23 protein-coding genes and 3 pseudogenes are annotated in these 26,447 nt (G+C 71.8%); 14 read left to right on the forward strand and 12 right to left on the reverse strand.

Features of this window, described 5'->3' with window-relative positions; translation table 11 throughout:
• Positions 1 to 38: 38 nt before the first annotated feature.
• Entirely contained in the window at positions 39 to 896 is an 858-nt protein-coding gene (locus G3I54_RS12510; RefSeq protein WP_343240320.1) for a class I SAM-dependent methyltransferase, read from the forward strand.
• Here G3I54_RS12510 and G3I54_RS12515 read toward each other — a convergent pair.
• Positions 883 to 1,701, reverse strand: a complete 819-nt coding sequence (locus tag G3I54_RS12515; protein ID WP_164614059.1) for an APH(3'') family aminoglycoside O-phosphotransferase — start codon at positions 1,699 to 1,701, stop codon at positions 883 to 885. The genes G3I54_RS12510 and G3I54_RS12515 overlap by 14 nt on opposite strands.
• Entirely contained in the window at positions 1,698 to 2,087 is a 390-nt protein-coding gene (locus G3I54_RS39430) for a helicase associated domain-containing protein (RefSeq protein WP_343240321.1), read from the reverse strand. Before G3I54_RS39430 ends, G3I54_RS12515 begins: the two co-directional genes overlap by 4 nt.
• A 98-nt stretch (positions 2,088 to 2,185) precedes the next feature.
• Here G3I54_RS39430 and G3I54_RS39985 point away from each other — a divergent pair, with 98 nt between their 5' ends.
• The 5 genes from G3I54_RS39985 (at position 2,186) to G3I54_RS12540 (ending at position 5,881) form a co-directional block, all read left to right on the forward strand.
• A complete protein-coding gene (locus tag G3I54_RS39985) occupies positions 2,186 to 2,317 on the forward strand; it encodes a hypothetical protein (RefSeq protein WP_275407952.1) in 132 nt (43 codons plus the stop codon).
• Between the two features lie 54 nt (positions 2,318 to 2,371).
• Complete coding sequence (locus tag G3I54_RS12525; protein WP_164614063.1) at positions 2,372 to 2,998, forward strand: class I SAM-dependent methyltransferase; 627 nt, start codon at positions 2,372 to 2,374, stop codon at positions 2,996 to 2,998.
• A 77-nt stretch (positions 2,999 to 3,075) separates the two neighbouring features.
• Positions 3,076 to 3,759: a response regulator transcription factor gene (locus G3I54_RS12530; RefSeq protein ID WP_164614065.1), complete on the forward strand. Its 684-nt coding sequence runs from the start codon at positions 3,076 to 3,078 to the stop codon at positions 3,757 to 3,759.
• The gene (locus G3I54_RS12535; RefSeq protein ID WP_164614066.1) at positions 3,756 to 5,282 is read left to right on the forward strand and encodes a HAMP domain-containing sensor histidine kinase; all 1,527 of its coding nucleotides are present in this window, start codon (positions 3,756 to 3,758) and stop codon (positions 5,280 to 5,282) included. The genes G3I54_RS12530 and G3I54_RS12535 overlap by 4 nt, the downstream gene beginning before the upstream one ends.
• The gene (locus G3I54_RS12540; protein ID WP_164614068.1) at positions 5,279 to 5,881 is read left to right on the forward strand and encodes a hypothetical protein; all 603 of its coding nucleotides are present in this window, start codon (positions 5,279 to 5,281) and stop codon (positions 5,879 to 5,881) included. The genes G3I54_RS12535 and G3I54_RS12540 overlap by 4 nt, the downstream gene beginning before the upstream one ends.
• A gap of 173 nt (positions 5,882 to 6,054) precedes the next feature.
• Here G3I54_RS12540 and G3I54_RS12545 read toward each other — a convergent pair whose 3' ends face one another.
• Positions 6,055 to 9,387 carry a S8 family serine peptidase gene (locus G3I54_RS12545; RefSeq protein WP_164614070.1) on the reverse strand — a complete coding sequence of 1,111 codons (3,333 nt, stop codon included), beginning with the start codon at positions 9,385 to 9,387 and terminating at the stop codon, positions 6,055 to 6,057.
• A gap of 204 nt (positions 9,388 to 9,591) precedes the next feature.
• Positions 9,592 to 10,381 (reverse strand): annotated as a pseudogene (locus G3I54_RS39435) (carboxylesterase family protein); the annotation flags it as partial.
• Here G3I54_RS39435 and G3I54_RS12555 point away from each other — a divergent pair.
• Positions 10,374 to 10,526, forward strand: a pseudogene (locus tag G3I54_RS12555) (helix-turn-helix transcriptional regulator); the annotation flags it as partial. The pseudogenes G3I54_RS39435 and G3I54_RS12555 sit on opposite strands and share 8 nt — an antisense overlap.
• Here G3I54_RS12555 and G3I54_RS12560 read toward each other — a convergent pair.
• The 6 genes from G3I54_RS12560 to G3I54_RS12585 all read right to left on the reverse strand — a co-directional run bounded on the left by G3I54_RS12560 (position 10,501) and on the right by G3I54_RS12585 (position 17,761).
• Positions 10,501 to 11,706, reverse strand: coding sequence for a hypothetical protein (locus tag G3I54_RS12560; RefSeq protein ID WP_164614072.1), 1,206 nt, complete (start codon positions 11,704 to 11,706; stop codon positions 10,501 to 10,503). The pseudogene G3I54_RS12555 and the gene G3I54_RS12560 sit on opposite strands and share 26 nt — an antisense overlap.
• 57 nt (positions 11,707 to 11,763) lie before the next feature.
• Entirely contained in the window at positions 11,764 to 13,020 is a 1,257-nt protein-coding gene (locus G3I54_RS12565) for a sugar ABC transporter permease (protein ID WP_164614144.1), read from the reverse strand.
• Between the two features lie 29 nt (positions 13,021 to 13,049).
• The gene (locus G3I54_RS12570; protein WP_164614074.1) at positions 13,050 to 13,892 is read right to left on the reverse strand and encodes an ATP-binding cassette domain-containing protein; all 843 of its coding nucleotides are present in this window, start codon (positions 13,890 to 13,892) and stop codon (positions 13,050 to 13,052) included.
• A gap of 94 nt (positions 13,893 to 13,986) precedes the next feature.
• Positions 13,987 to 15,021, reverse strand: coding sequence for a substrate-binding domain-containing protein (locus G3I54_RS12575; protein ID WP_203686010.1), 1,035 nt, complete (start codon positions 15,019 to 15,021; stop codon positions 13,987 to 13,989).
• A 153-nt stretch (positions 15,022 to 15,174) separates the two neighbouring features.
• Positions 15,175 to 16,647, reverse strand: coding sequence for an FGGY-family carbohydrate kinase (locus G3I54_RS12580; protein WP_164614078.1), 1,473 nt, complete (start codon positions 16,645 to 16,647; stop codon positions 15,175 to 15,177).
• A 58-nt stretch (positions 16,648 to 16,705) separates the two neighbouring features.
• Positions 16,706 to 17,761, reverse strand: a complete 1,056-nt coding sequence (locus G3I54_RS12585; protein WP_164614080.1) for a 2-hydroxyacid dehydrogenase — start codon at positions 17,759 to 17,761, stop codon at positions 16,706 to 16,708.
• A gap of 204 nt (positions 17,762 to 17,965) precedes the next feature.
• Between G3I54_RS12585 and G3I54_RS12590 the strand changes: the two genes are divergently transcribed.
• From G3I54_RS12590 to G3I54_RS12615, 6 genes are all read left to right on the forward strand, one after another.
• Positions 17,966 to 18,616 carry a histidine phosphatase family protein gene (locus G3I54_RS12590; protein ID WP_164614082.1) on the forward strand — a complete coding sequence of 217 codons (651 nt, stop codon included), beginning with the start codon at positions 17,966 to 17,968 and terminating at the stop codon, positions 18,614 to 18,616.
• Between the two features lie 5 nt (positions 18,617 to 18,621).
• Positions 18,622 to 19,398: a DeoR/GlpR family DNA-binding transcription regulator gene (locus G3I54_RS12595; protein ID WP_164614084.1), complete on the forward strand. Its 777-nt coding sequence runs from the start codon at positions 18,622 to 18,624 to the stop codon at positions 19,396 to 19,398.
• A gap of 111 nt (positions 19,399 to 19,509) precedes the next feature.
• Positions 19,510 to 20,982, forward strand: coding sequence for an FGGY family carbohydrate kinase (locus G3I54_RS12600; RefSeq protein WP_164614086.1), 1,473 nt, complete (start codon positions 19,510 to 19,512; stop codon positions 20,980 to 20,982).
• Between the two features lie 120 nt (positions 20,983 to 21,102).
• Positions 21,103 to 21,411 (forward strand): GNAT family N-acetyltransferase, encoded by a 309-nt coding sequence (locus tag G3I54_RS12605; protein WP_164614088.1) that lies wholly within the window; start codon positions 21,103 to 21,105, stop codon positions 21,409 to 21,411.
• A 134-nt stretch (positions 21,412 to 21,545) separates the two neighbouring features.
• Positions 21,546 to 21,851: a GNAT family N-acetyltransferase gene (locus G3I54_RS12610; RefSeq protein ID WP_164614090.1), complete on the forward strand. Its 306-nt coding sequence runs from the start codon at positions 21,546 to 21,548 to the stop codon at positions 21,849 to 21,851.
• Between the two features lie 138 nt (positions 21,852 to 21,989).
• The gene (locus G3I54_RS12615) at positions 21,990 to 22,832 is read left to right on the forward strand and encodes a zinc-binding dehydrogenase (protein WP_343240322.1); all 843 of its coding nucleotides are present in this window, start codon (positions 21,990 to 21,992) and stop codon (positions 22,830 to 22,832) included.
• A 449-nt stretch (positions 22,833 to 23,281) separates the two neighbouring features.
• Here G3I54_RS12615 and G3I54_RS12620 read toward each other — a convergent pair.
• Both G3I54_RS12620 and G3I54_RS12625 read right to left on the reverse strand, forming a co-directional pair.
• Positions 23,282 to 24,363, reverse strand: a pseudogene (locus G3I54_RS12620) (thiamine pyrophosphate-dependent enzyme); the annotation flags it as partial.
• Positions 24,364 to 24,860: 497 nt separating this feature from the next.
• Positions 24,861 to 25,337 (reverse strand): carboxymuconolactone decarboxylase family protein, encoded by a 477-nt coding sequence (locus G3I54_RS12625; RefSeq protein WP_164614094.1) that lies wholly within the window; start codon positions 25,335 to 25,337, stop codon positions 24,861 to 24,863.
• Positions 25,338 to 25,398: 61 nt separating this feature from the next.
• On the opposite strand from G3I54_RS12625, the gene G3I54_RS12630 reads away from it, so the two are divergent.
• Positions 25,399 to 26,385: a pirin family protein gene (locus tag G3I54_RS12630; RefSeq protein ID WP_164614145.1), complete on the forward strand. Its 987-nt coding sequence runs from the start codon at positions 25,399 to 25,401 to the stop codon at positions 26,383 to 26,385.
• The last annotated feature ends 62 nt before the right edge of the window (positions 26,386 to 26,447 follow it).

A 26,447-nucleotide genomic window follows, 5' to 3' on the forward strand; every position in this document is an offset into this window, starting at 1 on the left:
GACGAGCGGACCCGATGCGGCGTCGTAGCGGTGGCGACGTGACCGCCCCTCCGCCCGAGGGCACGCCCGGCGGCGGCGGTCGTTACGGCGAGGCCTTCTTCCGCCCCGATCGGGCGGGGGAGGGAGAGCGCATCGACTTCGGGGCTCTCGCCTACGACGACCTGACCATGGCCCGACTGCTCGCGCTCGGAGCCGGCCCGGGATGGCGCTGCCTCGACATCGGCGCCGGTACGGGCACCGTGTCCCACCGGCTGCTGGACGAGGCCAGGGTGGGAAGTGTGCTCGCCGTGGACCGCGACGTACGGTTCCTGAACGCACGCCCCGCACCCGGCCTCGAGGTGCTGGAGGCCGACATCACCGCCCCCGACTTCACCCCCGGCCGCTTCCAGCTCGTCCACGCGCGCTTCGTCCTGATGCACCTGCCGGAGCGGGACCGCCTGATCGGCAAGCTGGCCGAACTCCTCGTGCCCGGCGGCGTCCTGGTGCTCAGCGACGCGGTCGACCTGACGAGCGACCGGCCGCCGGCGACCCCGTACGCCACGGCGATGCGGGCGATGTGGCAAGGACTTCGGACCACCATCGGGACCGACGTCTCCTGGGTCCCGTCGTACCCGCACCTCCTGCGCGGGGTGGGCCTCGAAGCCGTCGCCGCGGAGATGCACGTACCGCCACTGCTGCCCGGCAGCCCCATCAGCCGCTTCTGGGCCGACACCTGGCAGCGCGGCAGGGAAGCGATGCTCGCCACCGGCCTGGTCGACGACGCGGCCGTCGACGCGGCGGTCCGGTATCTCGAAAGCCCCGCGTGCGCCGCGCTGTCGGCCGGCATGCTCACGGCCTGGGGACACAAGCCGACCGCGCCGTCGTCCTCGCGTCGGACAGGCCCTAGCCCCAGGTGAGCGGGTCGAGATGGAGATAGAAGCGCAGCCGGTCGTGGTCCACGGCGATGCCGTACCGCTCGGCGAACGCCAGGTCCGCGGCCCGCGCCCGCTCCTCGTCCACCCAGGTCTCCCGCGCATTGGCGAGCAGCAGCGCCAGGTCGGCGTGGCGGTCGGCCGCCCCGAGACGGCCCAGGTCGATGAAGCCCGACACCTCCCAGGTCGCCGGATCGAGGACGATGTTGGGCAGACACAGATCACCGTGACAGACGACCGTGTCGGCCACCTCCTGATCCCGCCGCCGGGGGATCTGCCCGGTGAGGCGCGACAACAGCTCCGCCGGGGGCACGTGCTGCTGTTCCACGGGCAGGAACTCCGGGTTCACGGCGCCACGGGCCACGACGTCGCGCGCGACCGCGACCACGTCGTCGAGCCCCCGGTGGAACGGACACGAGGCCACGGGCACCTCGTGCAGCCGACGCACCGCGTCCGCGATGTGCCCCCAGGCGGCTCGAAGGTCCTCGGCCCGTACCTGGTCCGCGGGTACGCCGGACACGGCACGGGTGACCAAACAGGCGCCCGCATCACCGGCGTACCAGTCGAGGACCCGCGGACCCGGTACGCCCTGGTCGCTCAGCCAGGCGATCCGATCGCGCTCCGCCGTCAGGTCGGCCGCCTCCGCAGCGGGTACGCACTTGGCGTACCGGGCGGCATCCGCTCCGCGGAAGACGGAGGCTCCCGATTCACCCGCGGTGACCGGCAGCCAGTCGCCTCCCACACCTAGGAGCGCCGGCGACAGGTCCTGAGTTCCGGAGCGATCACTCATGGCGGCCACTCTAGCCAGCCCGGAGTTCGCTCTCGCCCGAGCGCTGTGCAGCCGGTGTACGGGCAGGCGCTGACGCTTCCTCCGTCACGTCCACTCCACTTCGACCGGGGGGGGTGCGGGCCGAGCCGTTCCAGGCGTTCGCGCTGCTCGGGCATCAGGGCCTGCCATACGGACGGTTCGCGCTGCCGGTGGATCCATGCCCCGACGTCGATTCCATGGACGGTGACGCCGGGCAGGATCTCGGTGGGGCCGTGCTCCTCGGCGAGCAGCAGGCGGGAGGCGGCGTAGTGCCGTTGCCAGTCGACGGGCCACCGCGGACTCCAGTCCGGGTCGATCGCAGCCCGCTCCTCGTTCCTGCCGAGGCCGCCGGGCCTGCGGATCGTCACCTTGCAGGGGCTGGCATGCGTGGTCCCGCCACATCCTCCCAACGCCTGTGCGTCCCGCCGAGCGTCTCGTCCTGAAACGATCAGTAAGCTGACGTTGTGTGCTCCGCACAGAGCCGCGTCAGCACTCCGCTGGAGCACAGACGACGCCGCCCCGGGACCGCATCATCGAAGACCTCGGCTCCGACTACGACGGATACAGCAACGTCTCCTCCATCGGCTGGGCCGCCTGACCCGGCCCACCGCGACACGAACCGGCGGAGCCTGACCGGAAGGCAAGAAGGAACATGACTGGGCAACGCGACCGTTGGGCGGAACTGACCGGTGGAGAAGCCGGGGAGGAATACGCCCGGCGGTTCGCCCGGCTCGCCGCATCGGGCCACGACATCCATGGCGAGGCCACCTTCTGCGACACGCTGCTGGAGCCCGCCGCCCGGGTGCTCGACGCCGGTTGCGGTACCGGCCGGATCGCGATCCGGCTCGCCGAGCTGGGCCACCACTGCACCGGAGTGGACGTCGACTCCTCGATGCTCGCCGTCGCACGCCGCGAGGCGCCCACCCAGGAGTGGCTCCTCGGCGACCTGGCCCGGCTGGACGCCCTCGGCCTGGAACCGGGCTTCGACCTGGTGCTCGCCGCCGGGAACGTCATTCCCCTGCTGGCCCCCGGCACCGGACCGGCCGTCGTCGAACACCTGGCAACCGCACTGCGCCCCGGCGGACTGCTGGTGACGGGCATGGGGCTCGACGCGGCACACCTGCCGCTGCCGGAACCGCCCATGACCCTCACGGAGTTCGACGACTGGTGCACCCGTGCCGGACTGATCCTGCGGCAGCGCTACGCGACCTGGGGCGGCGACCCCTACCAGCACGGCGGCGGCTACGCCGTGAGCGTGCACTCCCGCCCCACCGGATGAGCCCGCGGCCCGCCCGCCGAACCCCACCGCGGATTCCTCCATCGCGGCCTCCTCCTCACGACCCCGGAGACACCTCCATGCCACGCGTCCTCCTCGTCGAAGACGACCCCTCCGTACGCGAGGGCGTCGAGTTGGGGCTGCGCCGGCGCGGGTACGAGGTGCTCGCCACCGCCACCGGCGAGACCGGCCTGGAGGCCCTGCACACCTTCCGCCCCGATCTCCTGCTGCTCGACCTGATGCTGCCCGCCATGGACGGCGTCCAGGTATGCCTCCGCGTACGCGAGAGCAGCCAGTTGCCGATCATCATGCTGACCGCGCTCGGCGACGGCCTGGACATCGTCGTCGGCCTCGACGCGGGCGCCGACGACTACATCGTCAAGCCCGCCCGTACCGCGGTCATCGAGGCCCGAATACGCGCCGTACTGCGCCGGATGGAAAGACCGGCCGACGCGAGACCCGCCGTCGAGCACCACGGCGAACTCGACATCGACCGCGCCGGCCACACCATCCTCAAGGCGGGCGAGCCCGTCGCCCTCGCCCCCTCCGAACTGAAGCTGCTCCTGTACCTGTCCGCGACACCCCATCAGGTCTTCAGCCGGCAGCGGCTCCTGGAAGCCGTCTGGGAGCACACCTACCACAGCGACGTACGGCTGGTGGACGCCTGCGTACGCCGGCTGCGCATCAAGATCGAAGACCCGTCCCGCAGCCCTCGGTACATCCAGACCCTGCGAGGCTTCGGCTACCGCTTCGGCCCGCTGTGAGAAGGCCCGCGACGACCGCCGCTTTCGGGCTGCGCACCCGCCTCGTGCTCGCGTTCCTGCTGGTGGCCGCCGTCAGCGCCGTCACGACCGCCGCACTGACCTACCGCGAGGCCCGCAGCGCTGTCCTCGAACGCGCGCAGGACACCGCCGTCGTCTCCTTCCGCGAGGAAGCCGAACGGTTCGTCCCCAGCCTGCCACTTGACCGGGAATCACTCCGGTGGCACCTCTACGACATCGCGGCACGCTCCAAACCCCATCCATGGATCGTCTTCGCCGAATACGGCACGGTCCGCGTCTCCTCGGGCGACCGCCCCGCCTCCGGGGTGCTGACCGAGAAGCTCCGCCGCACCGCGCTCACCTCACCGCACGGCAGCTTCCAGCGGGTCGTCAAGGACGGGCGCGCCTATCTGACGATCGGGATGCCGGTGCTGACCCGGATCGTCGCCGGCGGCGACGCGGTGCCCAGCGGTCTGGTCCTCTACGCCGTGATGCCCATGACGAACGAGGAGGTGGACATCGATGCCCTGGTGACCGCCGCCCGCGACGGAGCGCTGCCGGGACTGGCCGTCGCCCTGGTGCCGGCCCTGCTCGCCGCACGCAGCGTGCTGCGCCCCGTCCGCGAACTGCGGCGCGCCGCGCACTCCATGGGCGGCGGACAGCTCGACACCCGTATCCCCGTCCACGGCCGCGACGAAATGGCCGACCTGGCCCGGACGTTCAACGAATCGGCCGCCCGCCTCGAACACTCCGTACAGGAGCTGCGGGACGCCGGCGGACGGGCCCGGCGCTTCGCCTCGGACGTTTCGCACGAGCTGCGCACCCCCCTCGCCGGGATGCTCGCCGTCACGGACGTGCTGGACGAGGACGCCGGGACGCTCGACCCGGACACCGCGCGAGCCGTACGCCTGATCAGCGCCGAGACCGGCAAACTGGCCGTGCTGGTGGAGGACCTGATGGAGATCTCCCGCTTCGACGCCCGCGCGGCGGAGCTCAACGCCGACGAGGTGGACGCGGCGGAGGCCGTACGCAGCACCCTGTCCGGCAGGCAGTGGCAGGGCCGGGTCCACGCGGAGCTGCCCGACGGGCTCCGTATCCACCTCGACCCGCGCCGCTATGACGTCATCGTCGCCAACCTCGTCGGCAACGCCCTGCACCACGGCGCCGAACCGGTCACCGTACGGCTCACGGCACACCGCGGCGCGCTCATCACCGAGGTGCGCGACAGCGGCCCCGGGATCGCCCCCGACGCGCTGCCGCACATCTTCGACCGCTTCTACAAGGCCGACGCCGCACGCTCCCGCTCCTCGGGCAGCGGCCTCGGACTCGCGATCACCGAGGAGAACGTACGACTGCACGGCGGCACGATCCACGCGGAGAACGCCCCGGACGGCGGGGCCCGGTTCACGGTGCGACTGCCCTTCGACGGGCCCGCGTCCGGGAACGGCGCACCGGACGGCCCGGCGCCCGACCACGACACGGAGCCGGCGGCCGGCATCGACCGAGGAACGGAGACCACCGGATGAGGAAGCAGGTGTTCCGAATACGCCGGGCGGGCGGGCTCGCCGCGCTCCTGGTGCTCGCCGGGGGACCGCTCGTCGGCTGCGGCATCCAGCAGACGGACGTGATCGAGGCGGGCCGGCCGGTCGTCGCCGATCTGCTTCCCCCGCGTGAGGGACGCGTCCTGCTGTTCTTCTTCTCGCCCGACGAGGAACTGCTGCCCGTGCCCCGGATCGTCGAGGAGCCCTGGCAGAAGGCGAGCGCGGGCGCCGCCGGGTCGGCCGCGACCGATGAGGGGACGGGCGAGTCCTCGCCGCTCGCGGCCGTCACCGCCCTGCTCGCCGGGCCGGACAAGGCCGAACGGCGGGCCGGGCTGCGCAACGCCCCCACCCTGCCGCGCGCGGCGACCGCCGCGGACCGGGTCGTGGTGGACGGCTCCACCGTCGAGGTCGAGCTGCGCCTGCCGGTGACACGGCTGGCCGCACCCGCCCGCGACCAGCTCGTCTGCACGGCCGCGTACGCGGCGCACACGAAGGGAGCCGTGTCCGTCAGCCTGGTCGGGCAGGACGGACGCCTCGCCCCGGCCGACTGCCCCGTACGCCCGGCCCCGGCCCCGGCGCGCTGATCCCGTACGAGAGCAACGGCCGGCCCGTACGAGACGGACCGGCCGGCGCGCAGACGGGACGGCCGGCCCGCACGCACCCACGCAGAGGCAGCGGCCCGCCGGAACCGAAGCTCCGGCGGGCCGCTCTTCTCACCTCATCCCGGGCCGTGTTCAGCCCGCCCGGGGTCGGCGCTTCACCTGCCGAAGAAGGCGTTGTGGATCGTGACCGTCGACTCGTTGTCCTTCTTGTCGAGGACGACGGCCTTCAGCGATACCGCCTTGCCCTTCTCCGGGGCGCGTACGGTGACCTTGCCCGCGGTGACCTTGGCGGGCAGCCACTTGTCGTCCTCGTACGAGACCAGCACCCGCAGCGACTTCAGACCGGCTCCGGCCGCCGCGCCCTGCACCACGACGGGGAAGGTCTGCTTGCCGCCCGCCGGAACGGTGGAGTCCAGCGCGAGCCGCGGCAGGAAACGGACCGTCGAGACCGGCAGCGTGGCAGGCGCTTCGGTACGGGCCGAGGTGAAGGTCCACGAGGCTTCGATCCGGGTGCCGGCGCGATGGACGGCCGGGTTCCGGTTGATCGTGGTCGCCACCTTGTACGTGGCGGACTCCGGAGGCAGTTCGAAGAAGCGCTCGTCGATGGCCGCGTCCTCCTTCGCGTACAGCACACCGTTACGGTGGATGGTGGTGTTCGCGCCGGCGTACCGGGAGAACCCGGGATGTCCCGCCCCGTCGCTGACCAGCGTCAGCGAGCCGTGGATGTCGTCGCCGTCGCGGACGATCCCGTCGCCCGTGTCCAGCTTCGGCCCCATCACACCGACATGGAAGTTCTCGGTGTGCGTCGTGCCCGGCTCGAACCGCCGCGACCGGTCGAAGGAGTAGGCCGCTTCGATCTGCCGGTCGCCCGCCGGGTCCTTCGGACCCAGCACACCCGCCACGATGTTCCAGACGGCCTCGTCGTCCGTCGACAGGTACACCTTCCGGGTCCCCGGCGCCGTACGCACGGAGAAGCCCGGGTCGACGCCCCCGTCGGCCAGTTCGCCGTATGCCTTGACGATGCCGTCGACGCCGGGCACGGACGACCCGACGCCCACCTTCACCAGGGCCATGTTCTTGGTCGTATAGGTCTTGCGGTAGCCGGTGGCCAGCTCGGGGACCATGCGGCCGGCCAGCGCGTTGTACTCGGTGTCACCCTGCTTCCAGTGCGCGGACCACTGCTGGTAGAGGGAGGAATCGCCGGTCACCGGGGACCCCTGGTATGCGGTCCGGACGTTGTCGAAGCTCGTGAAGTCGCTCCACAGCGTGATGCCCGTCTCGGGCGTGTTGAGGGCGTACATCATTCCCGCGCGCGTCGGCGTGGCCGTCGCGTCCGGCACCTCGAACGACACCGGCCGGGTGGTCCGGGCGTCGAGTTCGACCGTGGTGGGTCCGGTCACCGAGAACTGCGGGTTGTTGATCAGGTCGGCGCCCTTGCCCGGGGCCGCCGGGTCGACCAGCAGGTCGGCCGACAGGTTGTAGGTGCCGCGCGGCAGCCGGACCGTGGCCGAACCCGACGAGAGGTCCGGGAAGAACCGCAGGCCCGAGGCGGAGCCGCCGTGGCCCTTCAGGTCGGCCTGCCAGCCGGTGCTGGGCGCGCCGTCCCGGCCGGTGGTGTTGAAGGTGACCTCGTACGACTCCGGCTCACGCTCCACCGCGGCCGCCGTGCGCACGCCCTGCCCGCCCCCGGACGCGACGACGGTGGCCGAGTAGGAGCCGTCGACCGTACCGCCGAGGCGGGTGTCGGCCGTCAGGTCCACGGCGGCGGTGCCGCCGGCCGGGACCGTGATCCGCGGTGCCCCGAGGGTGAAGAACCCGGCCGGGGCAGGCTGTCCGTCCGCGCCGGTGGGCGCCGCCAGCGACAGATCCAGCGTCACATCGGCGCTGCCGTTGTTCCGGTACGACACTTTCTCGGTGACGGGGGAGTCGTCGGCGTGGGGCCACGGCTGGGTGCCCAGGGAGACCGACACCGGCTCGGCGACGACCGTCTGGTCGAGCGCCCTGTCGACGGTGAGCCGGCCCGCGCCCTGCTGGAACACCGAGTGGGAGCCGCCCTCGGCCGAGCCCGTCAGGGCGGCCTTGAGCTGTGCGCCCGTCCAGGCGGGGTTCTTCTGCTTGAGGATCGCCGCGGCGCCCGCGACGTGCGGGGTCGCCATCGACGTACCGCTCAGGCTCTGGTAGCCGGGCGGGTCCTGCCCCTCCACACCCGCGGCGGCGGCCGCCGTGATGGACACGCCCGGCGCGGTGATGTCGGGCTTGACGGCCTTGTCACCGGTACGGGGTCCGACACTGGAGAAGTCGGCGATCAGGTCGTCGTCGACGGCGCCGACGGTCAGGGCCGCGTCGGCGCTGCCCGGCGATGCGACCGTGCCCTGATCCGGCCCGTTGTTGCCCGCGGCTATCGTGAACAGGACGCCCTTCTCCGCCGAGACCTGGTTGACCTGGGCCTCCAGCGGGTCGATGCCGGGGGAGTCGAGGCCGCCCAGGCTCATGCTGATGACGTCGGCGCCCTGGGAGACGGCCCATTCGACGCCCGCGAGGATGCTGGAGTCGTCACCGACGCCCTGATCGTCCAGCACCTTGGCGTTGATCAGCCGGGCCCCCGGCGCCACCCCCTTGAACCGGGCGTCCTTCGCCCCGGTGCCCGCCGCCGTGGACGCCACGTGCGTGCCGTGCCCGTCACGGTCCTTGGCATCCGGGGAGGCGCTGAAGTTGCGCTCCGCCGCGACCCGGCCCGCCAGGTCCGGATGGGTGGCGTCGATGCCCGTGTCCACCACGGCGATCTTCACACCGGTGCCGTCGAACGACCGGGCCCAGGCCGCCGGGGCGCCGATCCGGCCGGTGCTGCGGTCGAGCGACGCCTTGCGCACACCGTCCAGCCAGATCCGCGCGATGCCGGACGTGGTGGCCGCCGAACCGTCGCGCCGCTGACGCGTCAGGGCGTCCCACAGCGTGCCCGTGCTGTCGGCGGAGGCGGTGACGGCATCGGCGCCGAGGGCCGACAGGGTCCGGCGGACGGTGGTGCCGTCGACGGACCGCACCTCGGCCCGGGCGGACTCGGCCGCGGCCCCCCGGTAGCCGACGATCACCTTGAGACCGGCCCGGTGCGCCCTGCGGCTCTCCGGCCGGGAGAGCGCGGTGATGTCGAACAGCCGCCGGTCCAGAACGCCGTCGGCGATCAACTGCCGTGCGTCACGCGGTACTACATGGGTGCGGCCGTCGTGGATCTCGGTGAAGAAGGGAATGTCCTCCCGGCCCTTGGCCCGCTGAATACCACCGACCCGGCCCTTGGCGTCCACGAGGACCCGGTCGCCGGTGATCAGGGTGACCGTGTGCACGGTTCTGTCGGCCGCCACCGAGGTGTTGGCGGTGGCCGGGGCCGCCGTGCCCGGGCCGCCGCTCTTCCCCGACGCCGGGCCGGTCATGCCCATCGTCACGGCGACGGCGGCCGCCGCGACGGCGCAGGCCTTCAATGATCGTTTACGCAAGAGAGCCCCTGCTCAGGAGTGAATCGGGCGGGCGAAGGCCCGGCCGCTCGGGACGAGTCGGATAGGTCAGCGCCCCGGATTTCTGAAGTATGCAGAGGCCGCTCGAACGCACTCAATGATCGTTGTGTAACAGCCGTTCGGCGCGATCCGGCTTACTCGGTGGGGCGACGGAGGCGACATCCATGCCTCCGTCCCGAGCCCGGGTCAGCTCCACGCCCGCCGTTCCCGGCCGCGCGGGTCATCGAGCCGGGTCCACTCGGCGTCGATGCGCATCGTGGCCCTGCGCTCGGTGTCGTACGGGGTCCAGCCCGGGTCGCCGGTCCTGGCGAACCTGATCCAGGCCGCGTGCGTCCGGGCGGCCAGATCGGAGTGGGAGGCTCGTCGGGGCCGAGGAGCGCCGCGGGCCCGTGCAGCCGGCCGAGGTACGCGAGGTCGAAGACGAACGGCAGCTCGACCCCGTGGGCGACGCCGAACTCTCCATCCAGAGCATGCGAGCGCCAGGCGAACTCATAGGCATGGGTGGCGGATCGGGGATGCGCGGCGTGTGCGTCGGTGAGGGCCCAGGTGCCTGCGCCGAACAGGGCGTCGCCCACGACGGCGGAGCGCAGCGCACCGAAGGACGCCCCGGGCCGCGTCGCGCGGTAGGTCTCGACGAGTCGCGCCGGATCGGGGTGCGAGCGTGCCGCCGCCTCGTCGACGTCCCCGGTGGTCGAGGTGCCGTACGCGCCCACGGGAACCAGATAGAGGCGGCCCTCCTCGGCGTTGCTCCCGATGAGCAGATCGACGTCGGCGCCGAGGCCGGCGGCGACGGACACGGCCGGCTGTGTGTCGAGGACCAGGCTGAACGGGCTGAGTCCGACCAGCGGATCATGATGCGTCCCGGTCCGCAGATCGAGGCCCGCGAGCCGGGAGGCGGCCTCGACCACCGGTCGTCGGGGACTTCCGCGAAGGCGTCGGCGTGGGGCTCGATGCCCAGGGCCCCGGCCGCCGCCCGTGGGCTGACCAATCGCGAGATCGGCGAGAAGCTCTTCCTCTCGCCGCGCACGGTCGGCTCACACCTCTACCGCAGCTTGCCCAAGCTGGGCATCACCGCCCGCTCCCAACTCCGCGACCTCATCGAGCGCGCCCCGGCGCAGTGAAGGGATTCGGCACCGCTCCCGTCCATCGGTGCAGCACCGCCCGGCCGGTCTGCAACGTGGTGCCCCCGGAGTCGGCCGTACCCGCCTCGCCCAGGTAGAAGCGGCCGTCGTCGAGCGAGACCAGACCGTACTGGCCCGCCGACTCGTACCCGTACACACCGGACGGCTCGTGGAACAGCCCGCGCGGGAGAAGGGACAGGACGCGACCGGACTCGGGGCGTGGCTGCCCCTTCACCGCTCCTCGGCGTGCGGGCCTCGACCCGTCCACCACGTAGAGCGAGTAGTTGGGAAAGGCCGTCTTCTTGCCCTTGTACACGGCCATCAGCCAGTTGCCGCTGTGCCCGTCGTACTCCAGGTTCTGGACGCCGTAGGTGGTGTTGCCGGTGTGGGCGAAGAACTTGCCGCCGGGCGAGGCGGGGCCGCTGGTGTGCTGCGCGTCTTCGGTGAGCGGTCGCTCGTACCTTCGCCAGTCGCGTACGTCGTACTGGAGCAGCACCTGGTGGTCGTTGTCGGGGCGGGCGGTGTTGGAGTAGATCCCGTACGCGACAGTGAGCAGTCGGCCGCCGCCCCGGCGGTTCAGGTCGGGTCCGAAGGCGACGCCGTCGATCCCGCTGCAGCCGTAGCGGTGGTCGGGGGTGTCGCCGGTGTCGCCGTCGAACACGCCGTCGCCGTTCATGTCGGCGGTGTAGTCCCGCACGACCTCCCGGAGATGGACGGTGGAGACCACGTCGGTGGTCCGGGCGTCCATGTTCATCCGCGTGATGCGGGACCCGTCGAAGATCGCGATGTAGAACGCCTCGGCAGCTTTGTACTCGAGAGATCCGTAGACCCGGCCGTCGCCGGTGTTGAAGTCCAGATCACCCAGATGCCCGGTGAAGCCGGTGACCGAGCCGATGGGCCGGCCCGCCAGGTCGGTCTTCACCAGCAGATCGGTGAAGGAGAAGTACATGTGGCCCCGGCGGCGGTCGACGGCGGTGCCCTGGAGATGACCGGACCGCCAGGCCCCGCCGTCGACGGAAGCGGGCGGCGAGGGCGAGCGCGGCACGGCGTCGGTGTGCCCGGCGGGAGGCGCGGCCGGTGTACGGGCATGGGCCAGGCCCCCGCCCGCCGCGAGCAGGGCCGACGCGAGGACGGTGGACAGGAACAGGGCGGCGGTGTGAGCGAGTGCTCGGCTTCGCATGGTTCCTCCGAGATCGAGATCCTGGGGTGAGCGGCGCCATCGGATGCGAGCGGTACCTCAGGCCCTGCCGTGCGAGACCCGCGAACGCCGGGCCACGGCATCCAACGACACCGCCAACAGCAGTACCCCGCCGGTCACCATGAAGCGGTAGGCGGAGTCGAGATTCAGCAGGGTGAGCCCACTGGAGATCGACTGGATCACGAGTACGCCGAGCAGAGCGGCGAACGCGGTGCCCCGGCCGCCGAACAGGCTGGTCCCGCCGATGACGGCCGCCGCGATGGCGTTGAGGTTGACGTCACCGCCGCCGCTGCTCTGGTTGGCCGCCGCGAGCCGCGAGGCGGAAAGCATCCCGCCGACGCACGCGAGTGTCGTGCACAGCACGAACGCGGTGGTGAGGACGGCCTTCACATTTACGCCCGCACGCCGGGCGGCCTCCATGTTGCCGCCGACCGCGTACATCGACTTGCCGAACGAGGTACGGGACAGGACGTAGTGCAACGCCAGCACCAGGGCGAGGAAGAACACGAACATCCAGCCCACCCCCCGGTCCCGGTTGAGATACCAGACCGCCGCGCCGAGGCCGGCCAGCAACGCCAGGCTCCGCCCGACGAGCAGCCGCCGGGAGGCGGCGGCGAGACCCGCCCGCCGGCGCTCCCCGGCCCGGGCCGCGCCGGTCGCGTACAGCACCGCCGCGCCCACGACGACCAGCGTGTACGCCAGCCAGGGCGGCAGGAACTGGAGCTGGGCGAAGGTCACCAGGCCCGAATCGAAGGGCAGGTTGATCGAACCCTTGGGCCCGAGCAGCCACAACTGCACACCGAGGAAGCCGAGAAGACCGCCGAGGGTGATGACGAAACTGGGCACCCCGATCCGGTTGTGGACCTGGGCGTAGAACCAGCCGATCAGAGCCGCGAGGGCGAGCGAGGCGGTCACGGCGAGCCAGGCCGGCAGCCCCCGGTCCACGAAGAGGACCGCCAGGACGGCGGCGCCGAGTCCGCTGACCGAGCCGACCGACAGATCGATCTGCCCGACGAGCAGGACGCAGACGACGCCCAGGGCGATGATGCCGACCGGCACGCTTTCGAGAGCGAGGTTCGTGAGGTTCGCGCTCGACAGGAAGATCGGGTTGAGGATCTGCATCACGACCCAGATCACGACGAGACCGGCGAGTACGGGCAGGAGACCGAGGTCGCCGCCGCGCAGCCGGGCGGAGACCGCCCGCCACTGGTCGCGCACCCCGTCGGACCAGTTCGTCGGCTTCCGGGGCCCGCCCCGGGAAAGCTCCGGGCTCGTGGCCGTCGCCGGTTCCGTCATGACCTCTCCCTTGCCCGTCGCCGGATCGGTCATGACGCTTCCTCCTCGCCCGAGGCTTCCGTTCCGCCGCTCGCGCTCCGCTCCCGGCCGGCGCGGCGGCTGACCACGTTGTCCGTGGCTCCGGTGATGGCCGCCACCAGGTCCGACGCCGTCGCCTCGGCCGCGTCGAAGACGCCGTTGTTGCGGCCGAGCCGCAGGACGGCCACGGTGTCGGCGACGGCCCGCACATCGGCCATGTTGTGGCTGACCATGATGACGCCCAGGCCACGCTCCTTCAGACGCTCGATCAGGTTGAGCACCTCCGCCGTCTGCGCCACCCCCAGGGCGGCCGTCGGCTCGTCGAGGATGATCACCTTGGGGTGGCCCAGGAGGGTCCGCGCGATGGCCACCGTCTGCCGCTGTCCGCCGGACAGGGCCGCGACCGGGACGCGCACCGAGGGGATCTTCGCCGACAGCTCCCCGAGAAGGGCGCGGGAGCGGACCTCCATGGTCACCTCGTCCAGCCGCAGTCCGCGCAACTCCCGTCCGAGGAAGAGGTTCTCCACCACGTTCAGGTTCTCGCACAGGGCGAGGTCCTGGAACACGGTCGCGATGCCGAGCTGCTGTGCGGCGGCGGGGGAGGGGATGGAGACGATCCCGTCGCCGAAGCCGACGGTGCCGGCGTCCGGCTGGTGCACCCCGGAGAGGACCTTGACCAGGGTGGACTTCCCCGCGCCGTTGTCGCCGACCAGAGCGACGACCTGGCCCGCGGCGACGTCGAGCGCCACGTCGGTGAGCGCGGCGACCGCACCGAAGGACTTGCTGATCCCGCGCAGCGAGAGCAGCGGGCCCCCGGACGCCTCTCGCGGGGAGGGAAAGGACTCAGCAGACATCGACCGACCTTCCGAGGCGGGCGGAGGAGAAGGGACGGCGGCCCCGGCACCGAGGTCGTCCGTGCGGAGCCGCGGAGCCGTCCGTTCCCGCGGACTACGTGACACCCGCCTCGGCGCAGGCGGCCGCGTACGTCGCCGTGCACACCTCAGCGGTCTTGAGCGGCTTTCCGTCGCCCACCAGGACCTCCGCGATGTTCTTCCGGGTGACCACGGTGGGGGTGAAGAGTTCGGAGGGGGTGCCGAAGAGCGTCGTGTCGCCCCGGGGCTTCTTCCCCTGGGCGAAGGCGTAGGCCGCGGTCGCCGCGGCTTCCGCGACGGTCTTGATGGGCTTGGAGATGGTGTTGTACTGATCGCCCTTGATGATCCGTTGCGCGGCGGCGAGTTCGGCGTCGTTCCCGGTCACCGGCGGCACGGTGGCTCCGGCCGCCTTGAACGCGGCGATGGAACCGCCGCCCGTGCCGTCGTTGGCGGCCACCACACCGGCGATCTTCCCCGGGAACTTGCTGATCTGGCCGCTGACCCAGCTCTGCGCCTTGCCCGGCTCCCAGGCAGGGGTGTCGTATTCGGCGAGCAGATCGAATCCGCTGGAGTCGACCGCGCTGTGTATGCCCTTCTTGATCAGGCCCGCCGCCGCGTCGGTCGGTGAACCGTTGACCTGGAGGAGACCGCCCTCGGCCTCGGTGGCCTCAAGGTGCTCCACCAGGGACGCGCCGATCATGGAGCCGATCTTCTCGTTGTCGAAGGAGACGTAGTAGTCGGCCTTGACCGCCGGGATCGGCCGGTCGTACGCGATGACGGGAACACCCCGCCCCTGTGCCGTACGGACGGTGCTGGCCGCCGCGGCGGAGTCCACCGGATCGATCACGATGACGTCGGCGCCCTGCGCGAGAGCGGAGTCGGCCTGCTGCTGTTGCTTCGAGGCATCGCCGCCCGCGTTCTGGTAGAGCACCTCGCAACCGCCGCAGAGATCCCTCACTTTGGCCTTGAAGAGCGGTGCGTCGTACAGCTCGTACCGGGTGGAGGCGATATCGGGCATCAGAAAGGCGATCTTCGCGTTCTCCGACGACCTGCCGTCCGAGCCGCTCGGCGCTTTCGTCGTACAGGCGGCGGCGGAGACGATCACCGTCATCGCGGACAAGGCTGCCGCAAGAGATCTGACAGAGCGTTGCTTCACTGGAATCTCCTGAGTCTTGAGGCGGAGAGCCCTCCTTCGCGTCAAATTAACAGTGGAAATGTTAGTAGTGTCAATGGTCATGTCATAAATAACAGGACGGCCGGGCGTTCAGCGATGTACGGGCAGCCGCGCGGGGGCTCCCCACACGGTGCGGGCCATCGCCAACTCGGCGCGGTACCGCTCGTATCCGTCCTCGTACAGCGCCCGTACGTCCGCGCGCGGATCGACCACCTGATGGCGCCCGGGCGGCGCCTCGTACCCGGGGGAGAGCGAGGCCCTGGCGACGGACACCACGCCGAGCGCCCCGACCTGCTCCTCCAACGGAATACGGACGGGCCGGCCGAGGACGTCGGCGATCAGCCGGGCCCACATCACCGACCGCGTGCCGCCGCCGCACAGCGCGAGCGTGCCGCTCAGCCCCGCCGCGTCCAGGCAGTGCCGGGCCGCGTACCCGATGGCCTCGCAGACGGCCCGCACCGCGTCCGCCCGGCCCGTCGCCAGGCTGAGCCCGTCGAGCCTGCCCTGCGCCGACGGCTCGACGAACGGGGCCCGTTCGCCCGCCTCGGACAGGAAGGGGAAGGCGCGGACGCCCCGGGCGCCGGGCGGGCTGTCGGTGAGCAGCGCGTCGACGTCGGCCGTCGTCGCGCCGACGAGGGCCAGCACCCACTCCAGCGCCGCCGTCCCCACCATGGCGGGCATGGCGCGCAGCCACCGGCCGGGGTCGGGCGTGCACAGCCACATGCCGGCGGGCTCGGCGAGCGGATCGAGATCGACGCGGTCGGTCAGCACCTGGCTCGCGAGGGTCGTACCGAGGATGAGAACCCCGTCCCCCACCTCACGCACCCCGCTGCCGATCGCGCAGGCCGGCAGGTCGTACGGCCCCGCCACCACCGGCAGCCCCTCGGGCAGCCCCAGCAGTCCGGCGCCGCGCCCGTCCAGCCCGAGCACCGTCCCGGGCGGGGCGGGAGTCGGCAGCAGCCCCGCCCGCTCCTCGACCCCGCACGCCGCCAGCGCCTGGGGTGCGTAGCGGCGGGTACGCGGGTCGAGGAACGGCAGCGTCGCGTCGGAGGCGTCGAGGCACACCCGGCCGGTCAGGCGCTGGGCGACCGCGTCGACGCAGTACCCCGCGACGGCGGCCCGGTCCAGCGCTTCCGGCTCGTGCTCCTGGAGCCAGTTGAGCAGCGGGCCGTGGCACCCGGGGAACATGCCGGAGCCGGTGTGCGCGTAGGCGGCGCCGATCGTGCCGTCGGCCAGCCAACGGGTCACCAGGTCCGAGGCCCGCGCGTCCATCCAGGAGATGGCGGGCCGCACCGGCCGGCCGTCGGAGTCCCGCAGCCACAGACCGTCGCCCTGCCCGGTGAGCGCCACGGCGTCCGGCGTACGGCCGATCGCGGCGGCGACCTCGCGAACGACCTCGACGACACCGGACACGACGTCGTCGAGATCCTGCTCGACCCGCCCGCCCGACAACATCTCCACGTGCGAGCGACGGCTCGCGGAGGCCAGGCCTTCGCCGGTCCCGTCGAACGCCACGGCCTTGGTGACCGACGTACCGATGTCCACGCCGATGATCGTGCTCACGCCTGGTACCTCCTGTGCGGGCCGATGGATTCCCGGGCGGCGTCGATGGCGGCGGCGATCAGGGCTGGCCGGCCGCCAGGACGTCCCGATTGGCGAGGTGCTTCAGCTTCTCCCCCCGCAGGAAGCGGCCGACCTCGGCGGCGGTGATGTCCGCCGCACGGTGAGCCGTCTGCCGGGTCGCGCCCGCCAGATGGGGCGTGGTGATCACGTTCGGTACGTCCCGCAGCGCCCAGTCGGCGGGGATCGGCTCGATGTCGTACACATCGAGGGCGAGCGCCCCGAGACCGCCGCTGCGCAGCAGCTCCGGCAGCGGCGCGTGGTCGAGCAGTCCGCCGCGGGCGGAGTTCACCAGGACCGCGCCGTGCGGCAGCAAACCGAGGCGGCGGGCGTCGAGCAGGTGGTGGGTCTCCTCGGTCAGACGGGCGTGCAGACTCACCACCGAACTCCGGCTCAGAAGAGCGTCCAGCTCGACGAGTTCGACCCCGTCCGCCTCGACCGCGGCAGGATCGGCGTACGGGTCGGCCGCGAGCACCCTGGCACCGAAGGCGCGCATCACCCGGGCCACGATGCGACCGATGGCGCCGTAGCCCACGAGCCCGACCGTGGCCCCGCCGAGCTCGCCGCCGCTCTCCTCGTACGCGTACAGATCGCCCCGCCAGACGCCTCGCTTCAGCTCCGCGTCGGCCGCGTTGATGCGCCGCATCGCCGCGAGCATCAGCCCCACGGCGAACTCCGCGGCCGCGGGGGCGTTACGGCCGGGGGCGAAGCTGACCCGGACTCCGTGGCGGGTGGCGGCGGCCAGGTCCACATTCACCGGTCCGCCCCGCGAGACGGCGACGAAACGCAACGCGGGCGACGCGGCGAACACCCGCTCGGTGAACGGGGCCATCTGCGTCACGCAGACGGACGCCCCGGCCAGCGCCTCGACGAGCTCGTCCTCCGTGCCGCTCGCCTCAAGGACCTCCGCGACCGGACCGAAGGGCTCATGGGGCCACGGCAGGGTCAGCTCCGCGAACTCCGGTGGCTCCCCGCCCGTGCGGGACAGCTCCTGACTCACTGCCGCGCGAATCAACGCGGGACGGACGAAGTGGTCGCCTGCGGCGAGGATGCGCATGACGTCGGATTCCTTCTGCGAGGAGAGCCGGTGGGATCGCGGGGCGAGCAGGTCGGAGCATGGTCCGGGCCGCGACAGACCGGTCCTGGGCTGTGGAATTTCTGTTAAATTTAACAGCGCCCGCGTGAACGGGCAATGCGCCCGGCGCACTCGGCGTGTACGGCACGCACGGGCCTCGGCCTCGATCTCGAAAGGGCGGTCTCCATGACCTCGCGTCTCCTGCTCGTACGGCACGGCGAGACCGAGTGGCACGCGGAGAACAGGTACGCAGGCGTCACCGACATCGCCCTCACGCCCAGAGGCACCGCCCAGGCGGCCGACCTCGGATCCTGGGCCGCCCGCGGCGGCGTGGACGCGATCGCCTGCTCCCCGCTCAGCCGCGCCCGCCGGACAGCGGGCCCCGCGGCGGCGGCGCTGGGCCTGGCGGTCGACGTCCAGGAGGGGCTGCGGGAGGTGGACTTCGGCTGGGGCGAGGGCCGGACCATCCAGGAGATGGCCGAGGAGGACCCCGAAGCCGTACGGCGCTTCCGCGAGGACGCCGACTCCGGCGCCTTCCCCGGCTCCGAGCCCGTCGCCCGGGCGGCGGCACGGGCGACCGCGGCCCTCCGCGACCTCGCGCACCGTCACCAGGGGGGCAGGGTGCTCGTCGTCGCCCACAACACCCTGCTGCGCATCGCCCTGTGCGAACTTCTCGGACTGCCCCTCGGGCGCTACCGGCGGATCTTCCCGCGGCTGGACAACGGGGCGGTCACGGAGATCGAGATCAGCGGCACGGACACGGCGCTGCGCTCGCTCAACGTCCCCACCACCGCGACCCCCGCCCCCGCGCCCGGCCCGGGCCCTGCGGGAGACTGATCCCCATGACCAAGAGATCCGCCGAAGAGCGCCGACGGCTCATCGCCGACCATGTCGTGGAGCAGGGCACGGCCACGGGCGCCGCCCTCGCGCAGCTCACGGGCGTAAGCCTGATGACCGTCCACCGCGACCTCGACGACCTCGCACGGCAAGGAGTGCTGCGACGTTTCCGCGGCGGCGCGTCCGCCCTGCCCTCAACGGTGTTCGAGTCGAGCCTCGACTACCGGCTCGGCGTCAACACGGCGGAGAAGAACGCCGTCGCCCGCGCCGCCGCCGAGTTGGTGGAGCCCGGCATGTCGGTGATGCTCGACGACTCCACCACGGTGCTGGTCATGGCCGGACTGCTGGTCGACCTCGCCCCGCTCACCGTGGTCACGAACGCCCGCCGGGTGCTCGACGTCTTCACCGACTGCGAAGGCATCCGCCTGATCGCCCTGGGCGGGGAGTACTCACGCACCCACGACTCCTTCCTCGGGATGCCCTGCGTCGAGGCGGTGGAGGCGCTCTCCGTCGACCTCGTCGCCGTCTCCACCTCCGCCCTGGACGCCAGGTCGGCCTACCACCAGGAGCAGGACGTGGTGCTGGTCAAACGGGCGATGCTGACGTCGGCGGCGACGAAGGTGATGCTCATGGACCACACCAAGCTCGCCCGGACCGCGCTGCACCGGGTGGGCCCCGTCACCGACCTGGACCACCTGGTCGTCGACGACGGAGCGGACGCCGAACTGCTCGGCAGACTCCGCGAACGCACACAGGTGACGGTGGCGACCGTCCCCCACTGATTCCTTCCCTCCCTCTCACAATGATAGAAGGCGTGTTAATTTCACACAGCACCACCCATGCGGATGGTGGACGGACGAGGCTCGTCCCGCCGGGGAAGGACGCTTTCAGCCATGAGCAGTGACTCCCGCAGCACCACCCCCCACCCTCCGGCCGTGATCGGCATCGACGTGGCCACCGCGTCCGTCCGCGTACTGTGCGTGGACGGACAGGGACACGTGCTCGCCGAAGCCCGGGCCGATCTGCCGCCCCCCGTACGCACTTCTGCGGGGACGAGCGAACAGGACGCCCGTTCCTGGTGGCCCGCCGTACGGTCGGCGCTCCGCCGCACCACGGCCGCACTGCCCCGGGGTGGCCGCGAGGTGATCGCGGTGGCCGTGTCCGCCACATCCGGCACCATCGTGCCCACCGACGCCGACGGCGAACCGGTCGGCCCGGCCCTCATGTACGACGACCGGCGCGCCGCCGGCCTCAATGCCGAGGCCCAGCGGACGGGCAGCGCCCGCTGGAACGCGCTCGGCCTGTCCGTGGGCCCCACCGCGGCGCTCGGCCGAGCCGTCTGGTGCCTACGCGCATACGGCCCCGGCCTGCGCCACGTCCTGCACACACCCGACATCGTCGGGCGCGAGCTGACGGGCCATCCGGTCGCCACGGACTGGAGCCACGCGCTCAAATCCGGCTACGACGCCCGCGCTTCGGAGTGGGCGCACGAGGTCTTCGACGCCCTCGACTTCCCGCTCGCACTGCTCCCCGCCGTACGCGCCCCCGGCGCCGAGGCCGGAGTCGTCGGCCCGGAAGCGGCCGAGGCCACGGGCCTGCCCGAAGGGTGCTCGGTACGCCTGGGGATGACGGACGGCTGTGCGGGCCAGATCGCCACAGGCGCGGTCGAGCCGGGCCGGTTCGTGGGCGTGCTCGGCACCACGTACGTCCTCAAGGGGGTCTCCGCCGACCTGGTGCGCGATCCGACCGGAGCGTTCTACAGCCATCGCCACCCCGAGGGCTGGTGGCTCCCCGGCGGGGCGTCCAACACCGGAGGCGAGTGCCTGGCCCGGACCGCTCCGGCCCGCCTGCCCGCGCTGGACACCGCAGCGGCCGCCCGGGGCCCCGCTTCGTACGTGCGCTACCCACTGCTCCGCGACGGCGAACGGTTCCCCTTCGTCTCCGGCACGGCGCGCGGCTTCGAACTGGGCCGCCCCCGCGACGAGACGGACGCCCACCGGGCCGCACTCGAAGGAGTGGCGTTCGTCGAACGCCTGGCCCTGGACCGGATCGAGAGCCTCGGCGTACCGGTCCTCGGCCCCCTGTACGCGGCCGGCGGAGGCAGCCGCAGCGCGGTGTGGACGGCGATCCGCGCCACCGTCCTGAACCGCCCGGTCCGGGTCGTCGAGCGCGCGGAGACGGCGTTCGGCGCCGCGCTCCTCGCCGCGACGGGCACGCTCCACGAGGACCTCACGGCGAGCGCCGCAGCCATGGTGCGCACGGGAGCGCTCGTCGAGCCGGTGCCGGAGGAACGCCCTGCCCTGGACGACGCATACGCCCGCTTCGTCGAGGCACTGCGCGAGCGCGGCTGGCTCACCGACGACTGACGCGGCCGCGGCGGTCGTGGACCACCTTAAGTTGATGCATCAACCTTTCGAGGTTAAGGTGAGGCTGCGGTCGACGGGTACCCGTCGAGCCGGTCGTGAGCAGGCCTTCAAGGAGGAGACATGGCGGTCGAAGTGAGCGACGCACCCGGGGCGAACCGCTATGAGGCCCGCGTCGACGGGCAGTCCGAGCCGGCGGGCATCGCGCAGTACATCCGTACGTCGGAGCTCGTCGCGTTCGTGCACACCGAGGTCGACCCGGCGTACGAGGGCAGGGGAGTCGGCTCCGCGCTGGTCCGGGCCGCTCTCGACGAGGCGCGCGCGGCGAACCTGCGGGTGCTGGCCACCTGCCCCTTCTTCGCGGGCTGGATCGCCCGGCACCCCGACTACCAGGACCTGCTGTACCAGTCCCGCAGCAAGGTCAGTGACTGAGGAGCCGGGCGCGGTGCGCGGCTGCCGCCCGTAAGTTATGTCGACGCATCAACTATGTGGATGATTGGCTTCCCGGTACGCCTCTGCCTCCCAGGCGGAGGCGGCGGCGCGGCAGCCATCCCGAGGAGGGAACCATGGAATCTCACGTGGCCGACAACCCCGATGAATCGCGTTTCGAGATCTTCGACGGCGGTGAGCGGGCCGGATTCGTCGAATATCACCGATTCCGGGACGAGATCGCCTTTCTCCATACGGAGATCGACCCGCGGTTCGGGGGCCGAGGCCTCGGGGGTGCGCTGGCCCGCTCGGTTCTCGACGAGGCCAGGAAGCAGGAGCTCAAGGTGCTTCCCTTCTGCCCCTTCATCCGCGGCTGGCTCGGCCGGCACCCGGAGTACACCGACCTGGTGCCGGAGGCACAGCACGCGCGCTTCGGGCTGTGACGCCCGCCGGATCGTCGGACACCGGAGGAGGTCTGCCCCGCCGTGCGAGCCCTGCTCATCGATCGCTCAACGCCCCGCGGTATCCGTCTGGGTGAAGCGGAACCGCCTCGGCCGGCGCCTCACCAGGCGTTGGTGCGTGTGGCCGCCACCTCCCTCAATTTCGGCGAGGTGAGCCACGGCATCGCGACAGCGGCGCCAGGAGCCGTTCTCGGCTGGGACGCGGCCGGGCTGGTGGAAGAGGCCGCCGCCGACGGGTCCGGACCGCCCGTCGGCACTCCGGTGCTCACCATCGGCGCGGACGGCGGATGGGCCGAACTCCGCGCCGTGGACACCGGGGCACTGGGCCTCGTACCGCTCGGCGCCGATCCCGGTGCGCTCAGCACGCTCCCGGTCGCCGGCCTCAGCGCCCTCCGGGCTCTCCGCCGTTGTGGACCCGTGTCCGGAAAGCGCGTGCTGATCACCGGTGCGACGGGCGGGGTCGGGCGGTTCACGGTGCGGCTCGCCCACGCCCAGGGCGCCCGGGTCACGGCGTCCACGGGCGATCCGGACGAACACGGGGATGCCCTCCGGGCCCTGGGCGCGGCCGAGGTCGTTCACGGACCCGAGCACGCCGACGGGGAGTGGGACGCCGTCGTGGACACGGTCGGCGGCGAGCAACTGGTGCGGTCCTTCGCGAAGTTGGCGGCCCACGGCACGCTCGTCGCCGTCGGCGACGTCACCTCGCGCCCCGTCACGTTCCCGCCGGGCGCCTTTCTCGGCAGCGAGAATCGGCACGGGCGCGCGATCGTCACGTTCCACTCGCTGGACGGCCCCGCGCCCGGTCAGGATCTGGAACACCTGGCCCGGCTGCTGGCGGAGAAGGTACTCACGCCCCACATCGGCTGGCGCGGCGACTGGAGCCGCGTGGACGAGGCCATCGACCTGCTGCATTCCCGCCGCCTCCACGGCAAGGCCGTACTGGACGTCTCGGGCGCTCCGTGACCTCGTAGGCCGGACACGAGAGCCGATGCGCGGCGCACGCCGTGACCTGTGACGCCGTGTCGCGCAAGTCCCAGGAACCGGCCGCACCGCCGCCGCCCGGGGCGGGGGTGCCCCGCTCCACCTGAATCAGTGGAGCTCGTGCTCGTGCTCCTCGGCGAGATCCAGGTTCGCGGACACGTCTCGCAGCGTCACCAGCGCCCAGACCGCGGCGACGACCATCACCCCGGCGCCTGCGATACCGGTCACCGTGGCCGCCTCGGTGAACGCCTCCTTCGCGGCCGCGAGGACGAGGCTCCCCGTGCCGCCGCTGGCTTCCCCCGACGATCAGGGCTTCGGCCAGCGTCGAGGACGCCCGGTCGAGCAGCTCCGTCGGGAGAGCGAGCGCGTCGGTTCCGGCGGAGGCGGCCCTGGTGTACCAGGAGACGAGCAACCCGCCCAGCACCGCGGTGCCGAGCGATCCGGATCGACTCGATGCCCACACTGCGGGCGACGGCCGCGAAGTCCACCGGTTCGTGATCGGTCTCGTGCTCGGGCAGGCCTTCGACCAGCATCTCCAGCTTGACCATGCCGAGCGAGGAGTTGGTGAAGACGGTCGTCTTCACCGGCAGATCGTGCAGCCTCACGGTGAGCAGTTCGCCCATCAGCATGCCCAGTCCACCGTCACCCGACATCGAGATCACCTGGCGGCCGGGGCCGGCGAACTGTGCGCCGATGGCGTGCGGCAGAGCGTTGGCCATCGTGCCGTGCAGGAACGAACCGATCACCCGGCGCTGGCCGTTGGGGGTCAGATAGCGCGCTGCCCACACGTTGGACATGCCGGTGTCCACGGTGAACACCGCGTCATCGGCGGCGAGTTCGTCCAGAACCGATGCCGCGTACTCGGGGTGGATGGGCGTGTGCCGCTCGACGCCGTGGGTGTAGGGGGAGACCACCGCCTCAGTGATCGGGTGTGCTTGCGCAGCATCCGTTGCAGAAAGACGCGGTCTTTCTTCGCCTCGACCAACGGGAGCGCGGCCCGCAACGTCTCCCGTACGTCGCCGTGTACCCCGAGCTCCAGAACGGTGCGACGGCCGAGGCGGCCGGCGTCGTGGTCGATCTGCACGCTTCGCGCCTGCGGCGGGAAATCGTTGTACGGGAAGTCGGTGCCGAGCAGGACGACCAGGTCGGCCTCGTGCATGGCGTCGAAGCAGGCGCCGTAGCCCAGCAGGCCGCTCATGCCGATGTCGTAGGCGTTGTCGAACTGGATCCACTCCTTGCCCCGCAAGCTGTGCCCGACGGGGGCGGCGGTCTTCTCGGCGAGCGCCATGACCTCGGCGTGGGCGTCCCGCACACCCGCGCCGCAGAACAGCATCACCTTCCGTGCCGCGTTGAGCTTCTCGGCCAGCTTCCGCACCTGTGCGGTCGGGGCGACGACCCGGCCGCGCTCGGTGACCAGATGGCCGGACCCCGTCGGGTTGACGGCCTTGTCGTGTGCGACATCGCCGGGTATCACCAGGACCGACACCCCGCTGTTGCCCAGAGCGCGTTGCAGTCTGATTCCCCATCGCCGGACTTCTCCCCTCGGGCTGCACACCTGTCTTGTGTGACGATCGGCAGCCCATATAGTTGATACATCTACTTCATGGCGGCCCGGGCGCCGCCGGGCCGGAGAGGGGGTGTGGCCGGGGCTGATCGGCCCCGCTGTGGAAGCCGTGGAGGCCATCGGCGGCCGGGCCGCCGATGAGCGTGAGGAGAAGGTTGATGCGTGCACGGAAAATATGCGTGCGCGACTCGCATTGCTGGAAGGCGTCGAGTGGGGCACCGGGAAGACCGAGGCTCTCCGGCGCGCCCTGCCATGTGCGGTGGCGCAGCCGGGCGGTCTCGGCGGGGCGATGGCGCGGGGGCGGATGGACCTCCACCGGACGCGGTCCCGGGGTGCGTGTCCCCGGCCGTGAGCGGTGGGAGGTCGCTGCACTCGAGCCCACGGCCGAGACCGCGCGGTCGGCGAAAGGCGGGGAGGGGTTCGCCGGTCCGTCTACCGTGCCGGTGTCAGGCCTCCTTCACCGGGTGTCCGCTCATGATCGACACGCGGTTGAACGCGTTGATGCTGATGGCGACCCAGAGCACGGCCGAGATCTGCTCGTCGGTGAGGTCGCCGCGTGCCGCGGCGGCCGCTCCGCCCCGTGCGGATCCGTTCAGGCTGGTCGTCGCCTCCGCCAGAGTCAAGGCGGCGCGTTCCGCGGCGGTGAAGACGTCCGTCTCGCCCCAGGCCGCCAGCAGTCCGAGGCGCTGCGGGCTCTCCCCGGCTTCGAGCGCCGCGCGGGTGTGGGCGCGCAGGCAGTAGGCGCACCCGTTGATCTGGGAGACGCGGAGGTTGACCAGTTCCACCAGGGTCACCGGCAGGCCGGCGCGGGCGGCCGCCGCCCCGGCGGCCTGCGCGGTCCGCGCGAGAGCGCGGAACGCTTCGGGGTCGAACTTGTCGATGAACACCTTCTTGTCACGGCTCGACGTCGAGGTGATGGCCACGGGGCACTCCTTGCAATCGATATAATGTTGAATATTGAACTATACATCTGGAGAGTTGAACATGAGCAACGTCGAACGTGATCCCGTCAGCCTGCGCTGCACGCAGGGACCGGAGGCGGCTGAATCCGCCCTCCACCGCGTCGAGATCCTGACGCCGCGTGATGTCCCCCTGGGCGGCCCGCGGTCCATGAGCGTGCGCCGCACCCTTCCTCAGCGGGCCCGCAGCTTCGTGGGCGCCTGGTGCTTCGTCGATCACTACGGACCCGACGACGTCGCCCGGCGCGGCGGGATGGACCTCCCGCCGCACCCCCACATAGGCCTGCAGACGGTCACCTGGCTGTTCGACGGCGAGGTGGAGCACCGGGACAGCCTCGGCAGCCATGCCTACGTGCGCCCCGGCGAGCTCAATCTGATGACGGGGGGCCGCGGCATCTGCCATTCCGAGGTCTCCACCGATCGCACCACCGTCCTGCACGGCGTGCAGCTGTGGGTGGCGCTGCCGGACGAACACCGCCAGGCGGAAAGGGACTTCCAGCGGTACGTACCATCGCCGATCCGGAAGGACGGCGCCGAGATCAGGGTGTTCCTCGGCTCCCTGCTGGAAGCGGTCTCGCCGGTGCGCACCTTTACGCCGCTGCTCGGCGCGGAGCTGATTCTCGAGGCCGGCGCGTCCCTCACCCTGGGCGTCGACGCCGCGTTCGAGCACGGCCTCCTGGTGGACGAGGGAGACATCGAGCTCAACGGGACGGCGTTGAGCCCTGCCCAGCTCGGATTCCTCCGTCCGGGCAGCGGATCGCTGACCCTCCGCAACACATCTCCCGCTCGGGCCCGAGTCATTCTGCTGGGCGGACCGCCTTTCGAGGAAGAGATCGTCATGTGGTGGAACTTCATCGGCCGCAGCCACGACGACATCGCGCGGGCCCGCAAGGACTGGGAGGAGGAGTCCGAACGCTTCGGCGCGGTGGAGGGGTACGTCGGAGATCGACTGCCCGCCCCGGAACTGCCCAACGCGACGCTCGCGCCCCGCCGCAATCCGCCCAGCTCCTGAACCACCGCTCGCAGGAGCCGAGTTCCCGCGGGCGGCAGCCGCCGGCTCGGGATGCGCCACGC

It is taken from the genome of Streptomyces sp. SID14515, from assembly GCF_010548505.1.
Classification (GTDB): domain Bacteria; phylum Actinomycetota; class Actinomycetes; order Streptomycetales; family Streptomycetaceae; genus Streptomyces; species Streptomyces caviscabies.

Bases quoted from the DNA above. Each gene is read 5' to 3' on its own strand.
- G3I54_RS12515 (WP_164614059.1), bottom strand. From the start codon at position 1,701: ATGAGTGATCGCTCCGGAACTCAGGACCTGTCGCCGGCGCTCCTAGGT.
- G3I54_RS12525 (WP_164614063.1), top strand. From the start codon at position 2,372: ATGACTGGGCAACGCGACCGTTGGGCGGAACTGACCGGTGGAGAAGCC.
- G3I54_RS12530 (WP_164614065.1), top strand. From the start codon at position 3,076: ATGCCACGCGTCCTCCTCGTCGAAGACGACCCCTCCGTACGCGAGGGC.
- G3I54_RS12540 (WP_164614068.1), top strand. From the start codon at position 5,279: ATGAGGAAGCAGGTGTTCCGAATACGCCGGGCGGGCGGGCTCGCCGCG.
- G3I54_RS12560 (WP_164614072.1), bottom strand. From the start codon at position 11,706: ATGCGAAGCCGAGCACTCGCTCACACCGCCGCCCTGTTCCTGTCCACC.
- G3I54_RS12565 (WP_164614144.1), bottom strand. From the start codon at position 13,020: ATGACGGAACCGGCGACGGCCACGAGCCCGGAGCTTTCCCGGGGCGGG.
- G3I54_RS12570 (WP_164614074.1), bottom strand. From the start codon at position 13,892: ATGTCTGCTGAGTCCTTTCCCTCCCCGCGAGAGGCGTCCGGGGGCCCG.
- G3I54_RS12575 (WP_203686010.1), bottom strand. From the start codon at position 15,021: ATGACGGTGATCGTCTCCGCCGCCGCCTGTACGACGAAAGCGCCGAGC.
- G3I54_RS12585 (WP_164614080.1), bottom strand. From the start codon at position 17,761: ATGCGCATCCTCGCCGCAGGCGACCACTTCGTCCGTCCCGCGTTGATT.
- G3I54_RS12590 (WP_164614082.1), top strand. From the start codon at position 17,966: ATGACCTCGCGTCTCCTGCTCGTACGGCACGGCGAGACCGAGTGGCAC.
- G3I54_RS12595 (WP_164614084.1), top strand. From the start codon at position 18,622: ATGACCAAGAGATCCGCCGAAGAGCGCCGACGGCTCATCGCCGACCAT.
- G3I54_RS12600 (WP_164614086.1), top strand. From the start codon at position 19,510: ATGAGCAGTGACTCCCGCAGCACCACCCCCCACCCTCCGGCCGTGATC.
- G3I54_RS12605 (WP_164614088.1), top strand. From the start codon at position 21,103: ATGGCGGTCGAAGTGAGCGACGCACCCGGGGCGAACCGCTATGAGGCC.
- G3I54_RS12610 (WP_164614090.1), top strand. From the start codon at position 21,546: ATGGAATCTCACGTGGCCGACAACCCCGATGAATCGCGTTTCGAGATC.
- G3I54_RS12630 (WP_164614145.1), top strand. From the start codon at position 25,399: ATGAGCAACGTCGAACGTGATCCCGTCAGCCTGCGCTGCACGCAGGGA.